This is a genomic window from Erwinia rhapontici (genome assembly GCF_020683125.1).
GTDB classification, from domain to species: domain Bacteria; phylum Pseudomonadota; class Gammaproteobacteria; order Enterobacterales; family Enterobacteriaceae; genus Erwinia; species Erwinia rhapontici.
Genome location: NZ_CP085627.1, coordinates 2,200,308 through 2,216,977, shown reverse-complemented (window position 1 = coordinate 2,216,977; position 16,670 = coordinate 2,200,308). Strand labels below are relative to the sequence as shown.

Here is a 16,670-nt window from a genome sequence, read left to right as displayed (position 1 = left end):
TTGAGACTCGCACAGTTAAGCCGGATTGATAAAGTGTTGAATCGTTCAAGCAGATGATTTTTTTATTTTTAAGATTTCTCCGCGTAATAAAACAGCGTCGCGCAACAAATAAAATAATAATTTATCTTACAAATCAGCAAATTGAAAATAATCACAAAATAAAATCGCATCGCCACTTGCGCAACAAAAAAGGATTCCATATTAGAATGTTTTTAATTGAAAGGGCGATAAAGATGAATAGTGAACAGAAACATCATTTCATTTTATGATAAAAGTGCGATTTCTCTGATTTTATAAAAATAAAAAGTTCAAATCATTAGTTAATGGTTTTTTTATTTTGTTTTGAAGACTGAATCACGATTTGCTTTAACAGGGCAGATTAATTTAGTCTGCACTGCATACCCGCCAGCGGAGATAAAATGGACGTGAACGCCGAACGTAGTGTTTTTTATATTTCAGATGGCACCGCCATCACGGCTGAAGTATTAGGTCATGCGGTCCTGTCACAGTTCCCGGTGGCAACGCAGAGTGTCACCCTACCCTTTGTGGAAAACGTGCAGCGCGCTCAAGCGGTGAAAGCGCAGATAAATGCGCTGTACCAGCAAAGCGGTGTGCGTCCGCTGGTGTTCATTTCGGTGATCTCCGCGGAGATCCGCGAGATCATTTTGCAAAGCGATGGCTTCTGCCAGGACATTGTCCAGTCGCTGGTCGCCCCGCTCCAGCAAGAGTTAGGCGTTGACCCTGCGCCTGTGGCGAACCGTACGCATGGTCTGACCGCCAACAACCTCGGTAAATATGATGCGCGTATTGCCGCGATTGATTACACGCTGGCCCATGACGATGGTATCTCACTGCGCGGTCTCGAAGACGCGCAGGTGATCCTGCTGGGCGTTTCGCGCTGTGGTAAAACCCCTACCAGCCTTTATCTCGCCATGCAGTTCGGCATTCGCGCGGCTAACTATCCGTTTATCGCGGATGATATGGATAACCTGAAACTGCCCCCGGCATTGAAACCCTTCCAGAATAAATTGTTCGGGTTAACCATTGACCCGGAACGCCTGGCCGCCATCCGCCAGGAGCGGGCAGAAAACACCCGTTATGCGTCAATGCGCCAGTGCAGGCTGGAAGTGGGCGAAGTTGAAGCGCTGTTCCGTACCCATCAGATTCGCTACCTCAACAGTACGAATTATTCGGTGGAAGAGATCGCCACCAAAATCCTCGATATCATGGGTCTTACGCGCCGTATGTACTGATTTTTGCGTTTCCGGCTTGCTCGCAGCGAGCCGGAAATGCAATTCCCCTGCTGTTTTACGGTTGAAATCATCGCGGTTTGGTTTAAGGTGAACGCCATTACTTCCCGGTATTCCTGCCGTTGTGAAGACAAAATTTTAGAGATCCCCATGAACAAAACAGATGAACTGCGGACCGCGCGCATCGACAGCTTAGTGACGCCTGCAGAACTGCAGGCGCAGCTGCCGATCACGTCTGCCATTATCGAAAACGTGACAGCGTCACGTAAACGCATCGCCCGTATTCTCTCCGGTGAAGATCCACGCCTGCTGGTCGTGGTCGGTCCCTGCTCGCTGCATGACCCGGTTGCCGCCCTGGAATACGCGGAACGTCTGAACGTGCTGCGTGATAAATACCAATCCCGCCTGGAGATCGTGATGCGCGCCTATTTTGAAAAACCGCGCACGGTGGTCGGCTGGAAGGGATTAATTTCTGACCCGGATCTCGATGGCAGTTTCCGCATCAATCATGGGCTGGCAGTGGCACGTAAACTGCTGCTGGATATCAACACGCTGGGAATGCCGACGGCGACTGAATTTCTGGATATGGTGATCGGACAGTTTATTGCCGACCTGATCAGTTGGGGTGCCATCGGTGCGCGCACCACGGAGAGCCAGATCCACCGCGAAATGGCTTCGGCACTCTCCTGCCCGGTGGGTTTCAAAAACGGCACCGATGGCAATACGCGCATCGCCGTGGATGCTATTCGTGCTGCCCGCGTCAGCCATATGTTCCTGTCGCCGGATAAACGCGGCCAAATGACCATCTATCAGACCAGCGGCAACCCTTCCGGGCATATCATTATGCGCGGCGGCAAAGCACCAAACTTCCACCCGGCGGATATTGCCGCTGCGGTCGCACACCTGCGGGAATTCCACCTGCCGGAGCACCTGGTGATCGACTTCAGCCATGGGAACTGCCTGAAGCAGCATCGCCTACAGAAAGAGGTGTCCACCAGCGTAACGCAGCAGATCCGCGACGGCTCGCGCGCCATTGCGGGTGTGATGATCGAAAGCTTCCTGCAGGAAGGCACGCAGAAAGTGACAGCAGAAACCCCGCTGGTTTATGGCCAGTCAATTACCGACCCCTGCCTCGGATGGGACGATACAGCCAGCGTCTTAGCACAGCTGGCGGATGCCGTCGATAGCCGCTTCTGACACCTTTGGCAGGCCCTTAACGGGCCTGCTTTCTTTTATACCCTAAATAATTCGAGCGGCTTCAAGGCGGCAATGGAAGGAATCCAACGCTGAAGCAGCTTGAAGTATGACGGGTATATGCCCTTCTTTATGCAAACTGTTACCTGAAGGTTAATTTCTGCTTGCACGCGGCCTTCTTTCATTGATAATGATTATCATTCTGATAATGAATACCCTTCCCTATTAGCGGCTCCGTGAGGACAACAGCAATGACTGCGCACTATCAACAATACAGCGAATTAAAAGAACAGCATCCTAAGAAATATGCGCGCGATCTGGCCGCGTTGATGGGGATCAGTGAAGCGGAACTGACCGCAGCGCGTGTCGGCCATCAGGCACAACCGTTACGCCCTGCGATGCGAGAACTGTTGCACGCGCTGGAAGCCGTGGGTGAAACCAAATGTATTACCCGCAACGAATACGCCGTACACGAGCATTTGGGCGTTTTCAGCAATATTCATATCAATGAACATGCCGGCATCGTGCTGAATCCACGAGCACTGGATCTGCGGGTGTTTGTTAATCAGTGGGCCAGTGTTTTTCACCTGCAGGAGATGACCGGTCACGGCGAACGTCAGAGCATTCAGTTCTTCGATCAGCACGGTGATGCGGTACTGAAAGTTTATGCCACTGAGAACACTCACTCTGAAGCCTGGCAGCAGCTGATCGCAGACTACCGTGCAGAACCCGTCACCTCACTCAGTGTGAGCCCGGCTACGCCTGCCGCCTTTGCCGACGAGATCGACGGTGCCACGTTGGAAACGGAATGGCGGGCGATGACCGATGTGCATCAGTTCTTCCGTCTGCTGAAAAAGCATAACGCCTCACGCCAGCAGGCCTTCCACGCCGTCAGCGACGATCTGGCGCAGCAGGTCAGCAATCAGTCACTGGCCACGCTGCTGGAAACAGTGCGTCAGGATGGCAACGAAATTATGATTTTCGTCGGTAACCGCGCCTGTGTGCAGATCTTTACGGGTCAGATTGAAAAGCTGATGCCCATGCACGGCTGGCTGAACATCTTCAACCCGGCTTTCACCCTGCATTTGCAGGATCAGCTGATTGCGGAGAGCTGGATCACACGTAAGCCCACCGCTGACGGCATTGTCACCAGCCTGGAACTGTTTGCTGCCGACGGCACGCAGATTGCCCAACTGTACGGTCAACGCAGCGAAGGCCAGCCAGAACAAACGCAGTGGCGTGAGCAGTTAGCCGCACTCAGCACGGAAGGTGCAACCGTATGAAATCACGCTTGTTCGCTCTGATTGCTCTGTCGCTGGCCTTCCACGCCGCTGCCGCTGAGCGCATCGTCAGTATCGGTGGCGATGTCACCCAAATCATCTATGCGCTGGATGCGCAGCAGGAACTGGTGGCGCGTGACAGCACCAGCCTGCACCCTGAAGTGGTCAAAAAACTGCCTGACGTAGGCTATATGCGCCAGTTAAACGCCGAGGGCATTCTGGCCCTGAAGCCGACGCTGGTCATCGCCAGTGAGCTGGCAAAACCGGCGCTGGCGCTGCAACAGGTTGAGCAAAATGGCGTGAAAGTGGTGGATGTGACCGGAAAGACAGACATTTCAGCCATCAATGAAAAGATCCAGACCATTGCCACTACCCTGCACCGTGAGGAAGCTGGCAAGGCGTTACAGGAAAAAGTCCGCAAGCAGCTGGCCAGCGTGCCGACAAATCCACTGCCGGTCAACGTGCTGTTTATTCTGGCACATCAGGGCATGGGAGCGATGGGGGCCGGACGCGATACCTCCGCCGATGCCGCCATCCGTGCAGCCGGTCTGCAAAATGCCATGTCCGGCATTCAGCGTTATCAACCGCTATCCCAGGAAGGTGTGATCGCCAGTGCACCCCAGCTGATTGTGGCCACCCGGGACGGCATCCGTACACTGGGCGGCGAAGATAATCTGTGGAAACTGCCCGGTATTGCATTGACTCCGGCGGGGAAAAATCATCAGCTGCTGGTGGTGGATGACATGGCGCTGCTGGGCTTTGGCATTGATACGCCAGCCGCGATCCTGAAACTTCGTCAGATCGCAGAAACGCTGAAGTGAGGTCAGCGCGATCTCGCAGCTGGCTTGCTGCTTTAACGTTGTTATTGCTGGTACTGGGTGTCAGCGCCGCCAACATCGGTGCGATGCATTTGTCGCTGCCGATGCTGTGGGATGCAGGTACAGACAGCCGCCTGTGGCAGATCTGGTTCACTATTCGTCTGCCCCGCGTATTGCTGGCGGTGATGGTGGGCGGTGCGCTGGCCCTCTCCGGCTGTGTGATGCAGGGGTTGTTCCGCAATCCGCTGGCGGACCCGGGTCTGCTCGGGATCAGCAGCGGTGCGGCGCTGGCCGTAGCGATCTCCATCGTGCTCTCCCTCTCCCTGCCCGGCGTGTTGAATTTGTACCAGCCGTTGTTCGCTGCCTTTATTGGCAGCCTGGCCGTGACGCTGGTGATCTTCCTGCTCAGCCGCCAGGGTTTGACTGGCCTGAGCCGTCTGCTGCTGGTCGGGATTGCAATTAATGCGCTTTGTGGTGCGGCGGTCGGTGTGTTGTCCTGGATCAGCAACGATCAGCAACTGCGCCAGCTGTCATTATGGGGTATGGGCAGCCTCGGTCAGGCACAATGGCCAACGGTGCTGGTGTGCGCTTCTGTGGTGCTGCCCTGCATGGTTCTGGTACAACGCCTGGCTACTCGTCTCAACCTGCTGCAACTCGGCGAAGAAGAGGCGCATTATCTGGGCGTTGATGTGCCACGTACCCAGCGCTATTTACTGGTGCTTAGTGCGTTTCTGGTGGCGTCTGCTGTCGCGGTCAGTGGCGTGATCGGTTTTATTGGTCTGGTGGTACCGCATCTGATGCGCTTCTGCCTCGGTGGCGATCACCGCTGGCTGCTGCCCTCTTCACTGTTAAGCGGTGCCATCCTGTTGCTGCTGGCCGATACCCTGGCACGCACAGTCGTGGCCCCGGCAGAGATGCCGGTCGGGCTGCTGACCAGCCTGATTGGCGGCCCCTGGTTCCTGTGGCTGATCCTGCGTCGTCGTGGAGGTCTCAATGGCTGATGCCCTGATTGCCAGTGGGTTGAGCTATCAGCTGGATACACGCTGGCTGATTGACGATATTTCACTGACCCTGCGCCCCGGCGAGCTGGTGTCCCTGATTGGCCCGAACGGCGCGGGTAAATCCACGTTGCTGAGGCTGCTCACCGGGTTTCTCACACCGCAGCGCGGCAGCTGTGTATTGAATAACCAGCCGCTGGCCGAGTGGTCTGCTGCACGGCTTTCGCAGCAGCGCGCCGTGATGCGCCAGCAAAGCAGCATGGCATTTCCGCTCAGTGTGGTGGAGGTGGTGGCGATGGGCCGCGCGCCCTGGCCTGGATCTGCTCAGCAGGTGGTGAAGGAAGTGATGGCCCTGACGGGCTGTGACGGACTGGCAGAACGCGACTATTTGCAACTTTCCGGCGGTGAACAGCAGCGGGTGCAGCTTGCCCGTGCGCTGGCACAGCTGTGGCGTCCGGATGGCCCACAGGGTTGGTTGTTCCTCGATGAACCGACGTCGGCGCTGGATCTCTACCACCAGCAGCATCTGTTGCGATTGCTGTCACAACTGACGAAACAGTATCCCCTGAGTGTTTGTTGTGTTCTGCACGATCTCAACCTCGCTTCTTTGTGGTCAGATCGTGTGATGCTACTGGCCGGGGGGAAACTGGTGGCGGAGGGCAGCCCGGCACAGGTACTGGATGAGGCCACATTGACGCACTGGTATCACGCCGATGTGATGGTCCACCCTCATCTTATCGAGGGTGTGCCTCAGGTGGCGCTGCGCCGCTAGCTGGAGCAGCTCACTTCCAGCTTCTTACCCCAGTCAGGCGGACGACGCGTCAGGTCAGCAAACTCTGGCGCATCATCAAACGGCTGCAGCAGTGCATGATGAAGACGCGCCAGCACGCTGACATCATCCTGTTCTGCCTGCTCAATTGCCTGTTGTGCCAGATAATTACGCAGCACCAGCGCCGGGTTAGCCTGTTTCATGGCTTGCTGGCGCTGTTCATCACTCTGCTCATCCTGCAACAGACGCTGACGATACACGTTGTACCAGCTATCAAACGCCTCACGGTCAATAAACTCATCCCGCAGCGGTGAACGCGACTGTTGCTGTTCCACTGCACTCAGTTGACGGAAAGTCCGTGTGTAATCACTGCTCTCCTTCGTCATCAGTGACAGCAGTCCGGTCAGAATATTGTTGTCGTCTTTACCGGCCGTCATCAGCCCCAGTTTGGCACGCATTTTTTCGCCCCAGCAGCGCATCAGCTCGGTTTCATACAGCGCCAGCGCCTGCTTCAGCTGTTCAGTGCTCATCAACCCTGACAGCGCGTGCGCCAGGCGATTCAGGTTCCACAGTCCGATCATCGGCTGATTCTCGAAACTGTAACGCCCCTGGTGATCAGAATGGTTGCAGATAAACCCAGGCTGATAGTCATCAAGGAAACCGTAAGGGCCATAATCCAGCGTCAGTCCAAGGATCGACATGTTGTCGGTATTCATCACACCGTGAGCAAACCCCACGCTCTGCCAGCCTGCAATCAGGCGTGCCGTGCGCCTCACCACATCGCTAAACCACAGCAGGTACTTATCCGGCTCCTGCTGCCACTGCGGCCAGTGATGAAGGATCGCATAATCCGCCAGTCGGGTGACATTTTCCTGCTGCCCCTGATAGTAGAAATGTTCAAAATGGCCAAAACGCAGGTGGCTCTCGGCCACGCGCAGCAGCATCGCACCCGGTTCGGCACTTTCACGGTAGACCGGCTCATCGCTGGTGACTACCGTCAACGCACGCGATGTGGGGATCCCGAGGGCATGCATTGCCTCAGAAGCGAGAAACTCTCGCAGAGTGGAACGCAGCACCGCGCGGCCATCCCCCATGCGTGAATAGGGCGTTAACCCTGCCCCTTTCAGATGCCAGTCGAACTTGCGCCCGTCAGGCAGTTGCTGTTCGCCCAGCAGCAGACCGCGCCCGTCACCCAACTGCCCCGCCCAGACGCCAAACTGGTGACCGCTATAAACCTGCGCCAGAGGCTGCATGCCGTCCATCAGTGTTTCACCACTCCACAGGTCGACATTTTTTGCGTCAAACAGGCGGCTATCCAGACCCAGTTCCTGCGCCAGTGGCGCACTGTGGTAGAGCAGACGAGGATTTTTTAACGGCGTCGGTTCAAGAGCCGTGTAAAAACCACTCAGCTCCTGATACCAGGTATTATTGAATTGCATGGCGCCTCCATCAGTGCCACCGGGAACATTCCCGATAATACTGCTAGTGTAAAGCGCCACGGTGCTGGAAAACACGGAGAGTTTTCAGGGTTATTGCAGTATGCGTTCCCGCAGCTGATAAGGGGGTTCCGTCAGATGAATTAACGCCTCTTCACCGACCGGCGGGAATAGCGCGCTCTGAATACCATCGAAGGCATAGTCACGAACAGTCTGTAACCCGGTGATATCATCCACGCCCTGCACAACAATCTCCTGACAGTGGGGTTTGACGTGATCAAGGATAGCGTTGATAAACGGGTGAAAAGATAAGCGTTTAATATTGTGTTGAATAAATCCTTTATCCAGCTTAATACGATAAAACAAATCGTCAAAAACAGCTTTTGAGGTCGCTTTACCGGCACCGTAATTATTCAGACTTAAGTTAAATTTTTCACTCAGCGCTTTCAGAAAATTATTATTTCGCCCCAACGTTAAATCAGGAAAGCTTTCGCTGACTTCCAGTTCCAGGCAATCCAGCTGACACATTTTTTTCAGAATAAACTCACTCTCGAGGATGGTCTCAGCCAGCGGTTTATCAATATTAATCGCTACTTTCAGGTCGTTGTCGCTAAAAAAATCGTAATGTTTTTCAATAACGTTAATTTGTTCCTGCAACAACAGGACACGCTGCCGGTCATTTAATAGCGGCGTAAGAATCTCCTGAGGCATGGCCACATTGGCACTGGCATGAGTAAAGTGGGTTAACATCTCAACAGACGTCAACAGCCCGCCTGGGCTGTAAACCGGGCAGAATGCTGTGTAAGTTTTATAATCAGCTTCCAAAAAGATGTTCATCTTAATCGCCATTATTAAGCGGCACTCACCGCATCCTATATCAACAAAATAGGACAAGCAACAGTGTCAACAGACTGTCACCCTGCGGAAATTCAATTGCAGTGTGCTTTTGCTTGTAATCCATATCCTTAAGCTAACACAAAACTGACATAAACGATGCTTACTGATATCACTTTCCTGATGCGTAAAAATAAGCGTCGTCGTTTCCGGTAACGCTATCTTTACGAATGCGTATTTCGGCACCAGCGAAAAATTGACTTAAGGTAAATTTGAGTTGAAGTGGTATTTTAAATTCCGCAAACCCTATTTATGCGGACATAAATTAAACGCTAATTAAAACAGCAGGCCACGTCTTAATCTGGCGATTAAATACGCCGCGCCTGCCAGAATACTTTTCGCCAGTAAACATTATCCAGTGAAGAACGGGTGACGCCCTGACTGGTCGACGCATGGATAAACTGATTATCAGTGTCGTAAATGCCGACATGCAGGCCATTTTCTCCGCTGCCAGTTTTGAAGAACACCAGGTCGCCCGGTAAAAGCTGGGCCTTATCAATGCGGGTACCGATATCGGTCTGCGCGGAGGTGGTGCGTGGTAACTGCAAATTAAAGCGATCGCGGAAGGTCAGATAAACAAAACCAGAGCAGTCGACGCCACTGCGGCTCATCCCTCCATAGCGATAAGGCGCACCGCGCCACTGACCGAGCTGGTCATTAAGCTGGGCAATAACGGTAATGGAATCGGAGAGACGCCCGTCAGGTGCCGGGGCACGACTGCTACAACCCGCCAGAACAACAACAATAAGCAGAAGCCAGTAACGCATAACAATGCCTCTCAATAGCAACAGTCTGTAATCTAACGGTAATACCCGAAACAGGCAACAGCGACACCCTGCTCAACTGAGCGTTGTCAGCATCGCCTGCCCTTCTATATCCAGCATCCGGAATGAGACCTGATAAAGCGCGCTGAGATGTTCCGGAGTCAGCACGTCCTGCGGATTACCCTGTAATGCACACTGCCCTGGCCGCATCAGCCAGACACAATCCGCATATCGCAGGGAGTGATTCATATCATGGCTGCTCATGATCACACTGACCCCCTGCTGCGTTAGCGCCGGGATCAAGCGGTCAAACGCGGCCTGCTGGGCAATATCCAGCCCCGTCAGGGGCTCATCTAACAGCAGCAACTTGCCATCCGGGTGACTGACCTGCAAGAGTACCGCCGCCAGTCGCACACGTTGCCACTCGCCGCCAGAAAGTTGCGTAAGAGGCCGGGACAACTTATCACTCAGCTGTAAGGCCTGGGCCAGCGTGAGTAGCATTGCATGATGCACGTCTCCCTGCTGCTGCGTATGCATTAGCAGATAATGCCAGACGGGCATCTGCCCCAGAGGAGACTGCTGCTGGGCGAGATAAGCGCGCTGGCGGGCCAACGCCATGCCGTGCCAGTCAGCCAGCGCACGTCCGGCAAACAGCACGTTACCGCGAGCCGACAGCAGCCCGGCTATCGCCATCAGCAGCGAGCTTTTTCCTGCACCATTGGGACCGACCAGATGAATAACCTGCCCGGCCTTTACCTGCGCACTGAACGGAAACAGGCGCCCGGTTAGCGCGACACCTGTTAATTCCAGCAGCATCGGTTACGCCAGCGCCTGGTGGATGCGGGCGATCAGTTGCGGATCATTCGGTGCCGTATCCGGCGAGAAGCGTTGTAACACCTTACCGTCACGGCCCACCAGGAACTTTTCAAAGTTCCATAAAACGTCTCCCGGCACCTTCGGCGCACGCCCTTTGCTGGTCATACGCTCGAGGAAACCACTCCCCTCCGGCGCAGTGGCTTCAGGCTGTGCGGCCACCAGCTGGGCGTACAACGGATGGCGCTGCGGGCCGTTTACCTCAATTTTGCTGAACATCGGGAACGTTACACCGTAGGTGGTGCTGCAAAAGGTTTTAATCTCAGCGTCTGTGCCTGGCTCCTGCTCAAGGAATGCATTACATGGGAAGCCCAGTACTGTCAGCCCCTGTTCATGTAACTCTTTTTGCAGCGTCTCCAGCTGCTCATACTGTGGGGTGAGCCCACATTTAGAAGCCACGTTAACCACCAATAGAACATCGCCCTGCCATTGCGCTAATGTCGTCTTATCACCATCCAGCGTGACCAGTTCTGTTTCGAAAATACTCATCGTCTTTTCCTGTTTTAACGTAAGAACACGACAGCCTTCAGACTGTCAGCGGTTGCTCAATAATAGCCAGATAAACACCGGTGCGCCCAATGTCGCCGTCACCACCCCGATCGGCAGTTCAGCGGAGGTCAACGCCACGCGGGCAATAATGTCAGCAGCCAGCAATACACCTGCGCCAGCCAGCGCACAGCACGGCAAAAGAATACGATGATCGCTCAGTCCGTTCAGCCGCAGGATATGCGGTATCACCAGGCCGATGAAGCCGATAGCCCCTGCCAGAGCAACGCTGACACCCACCAGCCAGCCAACCGCCAGTACCAGCAGATTACGCCACAGCACCAGTGGCAGACCCAGCTGCTGCGCAGAGATCTCACCCAGCGCCAGCAGGTTAAGCACACGAACCCGACTGCTCAACCACAATAGCACGGGGATCAATGCCAGCATCAGCCAGCCATAGCGCCAGTCAATGCCGCTAAAGCCCCCCATCATCCAGTACATTAACTGACGTAAATCCATGCTGCTGCTAAAATAGACCGCCCAGGTCATTAGCGCGCTGCAAATAATCCCCAGCGCGACCCCGGCCAGCAGCAGACGGCTACTGGAGAGATGCTGACGGGCAAAACGCAGCAGAATCACGGTGACCAGTAGCGCCCCAAGAATGGCGCTGAGACTCATCAACCAGGGACTACCGACACCGGAGAGGATGCACATCACCAGCCCTACGCCTGCGCCGCCGGATACGCCCAGCAGGCCAGGTTCGGCCAGTGGATTACTGAACAGTGCCTGCATTGCCGCACCTGCGACCGCCAGCGAGGCACCGACCAGCATCACCGCCAGCGAACGCGGTAGGCGGAGTTGCCAGACAAAGAGTTGTGCGTCGGAGGTTGACCATTCGGCAGGCGAGATCCAGCGCTCACCCGCGCACAGACTCAGCAGCAGCAGCGACAGACAAAATATCCCCAGCCCGCACAGCCAGAAGCCGGAACGACGGTGAGCAGCGGATATCTGTTGGGAAAGCAGAGTCATAACCGACGTTTTTTAAAAGAAAACAGAGGGTTAATTGTAGAGGGAAATCGGCAAAAAGAAAGAGCCAGCAACGCTGGCTCTGAGTGGATTAATGATGCTGGTTTTGCTTTGGTGGTCTCGGCTTAGGGTGATCGCCGCCTTTCGGTCTGCTCTCATAATGAAAAGGCCGCTTGCGCGGCCTTTTGAATAGCAGAAATCAGTCTTCTTTCGGTGAAGCGTTCTCAACCCGGCTTTTCAGTTTCTGACCAGGTCGAAACGTCACAACCCGGCGAGCCGTAATGGGAATATCTTCACCCGTTTTGGGGTTACGTCCCGGACGTTGATTTTTGTCGCGAAGGTCGAAATTGCCAAATCCAGACAGTTTGACCTGCTCACCATTCTCCAAAGCACGACGCACTTCTTCGAAAAACAGTTCAACCAGCTCTTTGGCATCCCGTTTGCTAAGACCAAGCTTCTCAAACAGGTATTCAGACATTTCAGCTTTTGTAAGCGCCATAGGTTCAATCCCTCAAGGATGCTTGGAATCGCTCTTTCAGTGCCTCTACGCATTTTGCAACGGTAGCGGCAATCTCCTCTTCTTCGAGTGTCCGGCTGGTATCTTGCAAAATCAGGCTGATAGCGAGGCTCTTAAAACCATCATTTACGCCCTTACCACGGTACACGTCAAACAAGTTTACGCCAACTACCTGATTTACGCCAACTTTCTTACACTCGGTGATAATATCTGCTGCTGGCACGTTTTCAGCGACAACGACAGCGATGTCACGACGGTTCGCCGGGAAGCGCGAAATGCCGCTGGCATCAGGCAGGACGCGGTCTGCGACCTTATCCCACAACAGTTCAAACACCACGGTACGGCCGTTAAGATCCAGTTTACGTTCAAGTTCCGGATGCACCACACCAATAAATCCGATGTGTTCGCCACGTAAATAAATCGCGGCGCTCTGTCCCGGATGAAGCGCCGGGTTAGTGGCGGCCACAAACTGAATCTCATCGAGTTTGCCGGTCAATTCCAGCAGGGACTCTAAATCACCTTTTAAATCATAGAAGTCTACCGGGTTACGCGCCAGATCCCAGTGCTCTTCGTTGCGATGACCACTGATCACGCCAGCCAGCATAACGTCCTGACGGATACCGAGGTTTGCCTGTGTATCAGGCACAAAGCGCAACCCGCTCTCGAAAAGACGCACGCGAGACTGTTGACGGTTCTGGTTATACACCACCGCACCCAGCAGGCCACTCCACAGCGATAGACGCATTGCTGACATCTCAACGGAGATGGGGCTTGGCAGCACCAGATTTTCTTCGCCCGGGTGCAGTAACGCCTGAATTTTCGGGTCAACGAAGCTGTAGGTAATCGCTTCCTGATAGCCTTTGTCGACCAGCAATGCTTTAACACGCTTCAGCGAAAGATTCGCTTCACGATGCTTCGTCATCACCAGACCGGCCTGTACAGGCACGTCAGGAATATTGTCGTAGCCGTAAACACGGGCGACTTCCTCTACCAGGTCTTCTTCAATGGCGATGTCAAAACGCCAGCTTGGTGCCACTGCCTGCCACTCACCCTGGCCTTCTGTCACCGTGCAGCCCAGACGGCGCAGAATATCGCCCACCTCAGCATCGGCAATCACATGACCAATCAGACGGTCCAGTTTTTCACGACGCAGCGTAATGGTGGCACGCACAGGCAAGGTTGCTTCGTGGGTCACATCGATGACCGGGCCCGCTTCACCACCGCAGATATCCAACAGCAGGCGAGTCGCACGCTCAATCGCCGTGTGCTGCAATGCCGGGTCAACACCGCGCTCGTAGCGATGCGAAGCATCCGTATGCAGACCATGACGGCGTGCACGACCGGTGATCGACAGCGGGCTGAAGAAGGCACATTCAAACAGCACGTTCTGGGTTTCTTCATTCACACCGGAATGTTCGCCACCAAAAATACCGGCCATCGCCAGCGCTTTCTTCTGATCCGCAATCACCAGCGTATCGCTGCTCAATTTAGCTTCGTTACCATCCAGCAGAACCAGGGTTTCACCCTCTTCTGCCATACGCACCACGATACCGCCCTCAAGGCGATCGAGGTCGAAGGCGTGCATCGGCTGGCCCAACTCCAGTAAAACATAGTTGGTGATGTCGACAACCGGATCGATTGAGCGAATTCCACAGCGGCGCAGTTTTTCCTTCATCCACAGCGGCGTAGCAGCTTTCACATTGATGCCTTTCACTACGCGGCCAAGGTAACGCGGACAGGCTTCGCTCGCCTCCACACGGATCGGGAAAGTATCCTGCACGGTCGCGGCGACGGGGGCCATCTCCGGCGCCGTCAGTGGCAGCTTGTTAAGCACGGCCACATCGCGCGCCACGCCGATAATGCCCAGGCAGTCGGCACGGTTAGGCGTCACGCTGATCTCAATGGTGTTGTCATCCAGCTTGAGATAATCGCGGATATCTGTGCCGATAGTCGCATCCAGCGGCAGTTCAATGATGCCGTTGTGGTCGTCGGAAATACCCAGCTCGGAGAAAGAGCACAGCATGCCTTCTGACGGCTCACCGCGCAGTTTTGCGGCTTTGATTTTGAAATCGCCCGGCAGTACCGCACCCACGGTTGCCACGGCCACTTTCAGCCCCTGGCGGCAGTTGGGTGCACCGCAGACGATATCCAGCAGGCGTTCGCCGCCCACATTGATTTTGGTCACGCGCAGTTTGTCGGCGTTAGGATGCTGACCGCACTCAACGACTTCACCTACTACCACGCCATGGAAAGCACCGGCAACCGCATCGACACCGTCCACTTCAAGGCCGGCCATGGTGATTTGATCGGACAGGGCTGCACTGTCAATGGCCGGGTTGACCCATTCACGTAACCAGAGTTCACTGAATTTCATTGGTTTTACCCGCCCTTATTTAAACTGTTTGAGGAAACGTAAATCATTTTCGAAGAAGGCACGCAGATCGGTCACACCGTAACGCAGCATGGTCAGACGCTCCATTCCCATACCAAAGGCGAAACCTGAGTACACTTCCGGATCAATACCCACATTGCGCAGCACGTTAGGGTGCACCATGCCGCAACCCAGCACTTCCAGCCATTTGCCGTTTTTACCCATCACATCCACTTCAGCAGAAGGCTCAGTGAACGGGAAGTAGGACGGACGGAAACGAACCTGCAAATCTTCTTCAAAGAAGTTGTTCAGGAAATCGTGCAGGGTGCCCTTCAGATTGGTAAAGCTGATATTTTTATCAACAATCAAGCCTTCCATCTGGTGGAACATGGGGGTATGAGTCTGATCGTAATCGTTACGATACACGCGACCTGGCGCAATAATGCGGATTGGCGGCTGCTGGTTTTTCATCGTGCGGATCTGCACGCCTGACGTTTGAGTACGCAGCAGGCGGGTGGCATCGAACCAGAAGGTATCGTGATCGGCGCGCGCCGGGTGGTGGCCCGGAATATTCAGCGCATCGAAATTATGATAGTCATCTTCAATTTCCGGGCCCGTCTCGACAGAGAAGCCCAGTTCGCCAAAGAAGGTTTCAATGCGGTCAATGGTGCGCGTGACCGGATGCAACCCACCGTTTTCAATGCGACGGCCCGGCAGAGAAACATCAATGGTTTCCTGCGCCAGACGGGCGTTCATCACTGCAGATTCCAGTGCGTTTTTCTGCGCGTTCAGCGCTTCCTGCACCTGTTGTTTTGCTTCATTGATTACCGCACCCGCTGCCGGGCGATCTTCCGCAGGCAGTTCACGCAAGGAGGTCATCTGGAGCGTGAGATGCCCTTTTTTACCCAGGTATTCGACGCGAACGTTATCTAACGCGGCGACATCCTGAGCATCGTTGATGGCGGCTTTCGCGCTCGCCACCAGGTCTGCGAGATGTGACATGCTTTCCTCTTCTTCCAGCCACGCTGGCTGATCTGTTTTTTTCAGGACGAATAGCCGCCCGGTCGTTATTTCACGTGCGCTAAAACGAAAAAAGCCTCCACGAGGGAGGCTTTCAGCGCGATTTTTCGTTTCTTTTCTTTGCGCTAAAGCCCCCGATGATCAGGCGCTAAAGTAAAAAAAGAAACGGAAAATAGCAGTATTCATGGTTAGCTGACCTTAAATGCAGTTTCGGACCGCTCTATTGAAAGGCCGGAGGGGAAAAAAGTCAATCATTTCAGATAATAAAAAAGAGGGAGACGAGCTCCCTCTTCAATCTGGCTTACGCCAGAGCTGATTTCGCTTTTTCTACCAGAGCAGCAAATACTGCTTTGTCGAATACTGCGATGTCAGCCAGAATCTTACGGTCGATTTCGATCGAAGCCTTTTTCAGGCCATTGATGAAGCGGCTGTAAGAGATACCGTTAGTGCGGGCAGCAGCGTTAATACGCGCAATCCACAGCTGACGGAACTGGCGCTTCCGCTGACGACGGTCACGGTAAGCATACTGACCAGCTTTGATAACAGCCTGGAAAGCAACACGGTATACACGTGAACGTGCACCGTAGTAGCCTTTAGCTTGTTTTAAGATTTTCTTGTGACGTGCGCGAGCAACTACACCACGTTTTACACGAGCCATTTAGCTCTCCTGTTTAATATTCTGTTAAAAAAAATTGATACTTATGCGTACGGCAGGCAGGCAATAACCAGACCCAGATCGCCTTTAGACACCATACCTTTAGGACGCAGGTGGCGTTTACGCTTAGTAGATTTTTTAGTCAGAATATGACGCAGGTTAGCGTGTTTACGCTTGAAGCCGCCACCGGCGGTCTTCTTGAAGCGCTTGGCCGCGCCACGTACAGTTTTAATCTTTGGCATTTAAAAAATATCCACTTCGCATTGTTAATAAAATGAACCAGACAGGCGAATCACGCCGCGTGCCGAAACACGCAGCA

18 protein-coding genes and 1 other annotated feature are annotated in these 16,670 nt (G+C 54.1%); of the genes, 6 read left to right on the top strand and 12 right to left on the bottom strand.

Annotated features, from left to right (window positions below):
* Nucleotides 1-419: 419 nt before the first annotated feature.
* The 6 genes from ppsR (at nucleotide 420) to LJN55_RS10420 (ending at nucleotide 6,312) form a co-directional block, all read left to right on the top strand.
* Nucleotides 420-1,253 carry a posphoenolpyruvate synthetase regulatory kinase/phosphorylase PpsR gene (gene ppsR, locus LJN55_RS10445; RefSeq protein WP_167864599.1) on the top strand — a complete coding sequence of 278 codons (834 nt, stop codon included), beginning with the start codon at nucleotides 420-422 and terminating at the stop codon, nucleotides 1,251-1,253.
* Nucleotides 1,254-1,400: 147 nt separating this feature from the next.
* Nucleotides 1,401-2,447 (top strand): 3-deoxy-7-phosphoheptulonate synthase, encoded by a 1,047-nt coding sequence (locus LJN55_RS10440; RefSeq protein ID WP_227536208.1) that lies wholly within the window; start codon nucleotides 1,401-1,403, stop codon nucleotides 2,445-2,447.
* Between the two features lie 248 nt (nucleotides 2,448-2,695).
* Nucleotides 2,696-3,727, top strand: a complete 1,032-nt coding sequence (locus LJN55_RS10435; RefSeq protein WP_133845296.1) for a hemin-degrading factor — start codon at nucleotides 2,696-2,698, stop codon at nucleotides 3,725-3,727.
* On the top strand, nucleotides 3,724-4,545 hold the full coding sequence (locus LJN55_RS10430) for a heme/hemin ABC transporter substrate-binding protein (RefSeq protein WP_227536207.1): 822 nt from the start codon (nucleotides 3,724-3,726) through the stop codon (nucleotides 4,543-4,545). Before LJN55_RS10435 ends, LJN55_RS10430 begins: the two co-directional genes overlap by 4 nt.
* Complete coding sequence (locus LJN55_RS10425; protein WP_200643064.1) at nucleotides 4,542-5,543, top strand: FecCD family ABC transporter permease; 1,002 nt, start codon at nucleotides 4,542-4,544, stop codon at nucleotides 5,541-5,543. Before LJN55_RS10430 ends, LJN55_RS10425 begins: the two co-directional genes overlap by 4 nt.
* Nucleotides 5,536-6,312 carry a heme ABC transporter ATP-binding protein gene (locus LJN55_RS10420; protein ID WP_227536206.1) on the top strand — a complete coding sequence of 259 codons (777 nt, stop codon included), beginning with the start codon at nucleotides 5,536-5,538 and terminating at the stop codon, nucleotides 6,310-6,312. The genes LJN55_RS10425 and LJN55_RS10420 overlap by 8 nt, the downstream gene beginning before the upstream one ends.
* Here LJN55_RS10420 and LJN55_RS10415 read toward each other — a convergent pair.
* From LJN55_RS10415 to rpmI, 12 genes are all read right to left on the bottom strand, one after another.
* Complete coding sequence (locus LJN55_RS10415) at nucleotides 6,309-7,748, bottom strand: protein adenylyltransferase SelO (protein WP_227536205.1); 1,440 nt, start codon at nucleotides 7,746-7,748, stop codon at nucleotides 6,309-6,311. The genes LJN55_RS10420 and LJN55_RS10415 overlap by 4 nt on opposite strands.
* Nucleotides 7,749-7,838: 90 nt before the next feature.
* Nucleotides 7,839-8,582, bottom strand: a complete 744-nt coding sequence (locus LJN55_RS10410; RefSeq protein ID WP_133845301.1) for an EAL domain-containing protein — start codon at nucleotides 8,580-8,582, stop codon at nucleotides 7,839-7,841.
* Nucleotides 8,583-8,947: 365 nt separating this feature from the next.
* Nucleotides 8,948-9,406 (bottom strand): NlpC/P60 family protein, encoded by a 459-nt coding sequence (locus LJN55_RS10405; RefSeq protein WP_133845302.1) that lies wholly within the window; start codon nucleotides 9,404-9,406, stop codon nucleotides 8,948-8,950.
* Nucleotides 9,407-9,478: 72 nt separating this feature from the next.
* Nucleotides 9,479-10,219 (bottom strand): vitamin B12 ABC transporter ATP-binding protein BtuD, encoded by a 741-nt coding sequence (btuD, locus tag LJN55_RS10400; RefSeq protein ID WP_171148623.1) that lies wholly within the window; start codon nucleotides 10,217-10,219, stop codon nucleotides 9,479-9,481.
* Between the two features lie 3 nt (nucleotides 10,220-10,222).
* Entirely contained in the window at nucleotides 10,223-10,765 is a 543-nt protein-coding gene (locus tag LJN55_RS10395) for a glutathione peroxidase (RefSeq protein ID WP_227536204.1), read from the bottom strand.
* A 45-nt stretch (nucleotides 10,766-10,810) separates the two neighbouring features.
* The gene (gene btuC / locus LJN55_RS10390) at nucleotides 10,811-11,791 is read right to left on the bottom strand and encodes a vitamin B12 ABC transporter permease BtuC (RefSeq protein WP_133845307.1); all 981 of its coding nucleotides are present in this window, start codon (nucleotides 11,789-11,791) and stop codon (nucleotides 10,811-10,813) included.
* A 196-nt stretch (nucleotides 11,792-11,987) separates the two neighbouring features.
* A complete protein-coding gene (gene ihfA, locus LJN55_RS10385) occupies nucleotides 11,988-12,287 on the bottom strand; it encodes an integration host factor subunit alpha (RefSeq protein ID WP_017802142.1) in 300 nt (99 codons plus the stop codon).
* Nucleotides 12,288-12,291: 4 nt separating this feature from the next.
* On the bottom strand, nucleotides 12,292-14,679 hold the full coding sequence (gene pheT / locus LJN55_RS10380) for a phenylalanine--tRNA ligase subunit beta (RefSeq protein WP_133845309.1): 2,388 nt from the start codon (nucleotides 14,677-14,679) through the stop codon (nucleotides 12,292-12,294).
* 15 nt (nucleotides 14,680-14,694) lie between these two features.
* Complete coding sequence (gene pheS, locus LJN55_RS10375) at nucleotides 14,695-15,678, bottom strand: phenylalanine--tRNA ligase subunit alpha (RefSeq protein ID WP_133845311.1); 984 nt, start codon at nucleotides 15,676-15,678, stop codon at nucleotides 14,695-14,697.
* 84 nt (nucleotides 15,679-15,762) lie between these two features.
* Nucleotides 15,763-15,888, bottom strand: a sequence feature (Phe leader region).
* Nucleotides 15,838-15,882 (bottom strand): pheST operon leader peptide PheM, encoded by a 45-nt coding sequence (pheM, locus tag LJN55_RS10370; RefSeq protein ID WP_133845469.1) that lies wholly within the window; start codon nucleotides 15,880-15,882, stop codon nucleotides 15,838-15,840. (Overlaps the previous feature by 45 nt.)
* Nucleotides 15,889-15,997: 109 nt before the next feature.
* Nucleotides 15,998-16,354 carry a 50S ribosomal protein L20 gene (gene rplT, locus LJN55_RS10365; RefSeq protein ID WP_004157375.1) on the bottom strand — a complete coding sequence of 119 codons (357 nt, stop codon included), beginning with the start codon at nucleotides 16,352-16,354 and terminating at the stop codon, nucleotides 15,998-16,000.
* A gap of 41 nt (nucleotides 16,355-16,395) precedes the next feature.
* The gene (gene rpmI / locus LJN55_RS10360; RefSeq protein ID WP_005968897.1) at nucleotides 16,396-16,593 is read right to left on the bottom strand and encodes a 50S ribosomal protein L35; all 198 of its coding nucleotides are present in this window, start codon (nucleotides 16,591-16,593) and stop codon (nucleotides 16,396-16,398) included.
* Nucleotides 16,594-16,670 lie beyond the last annotated feature (77 nt).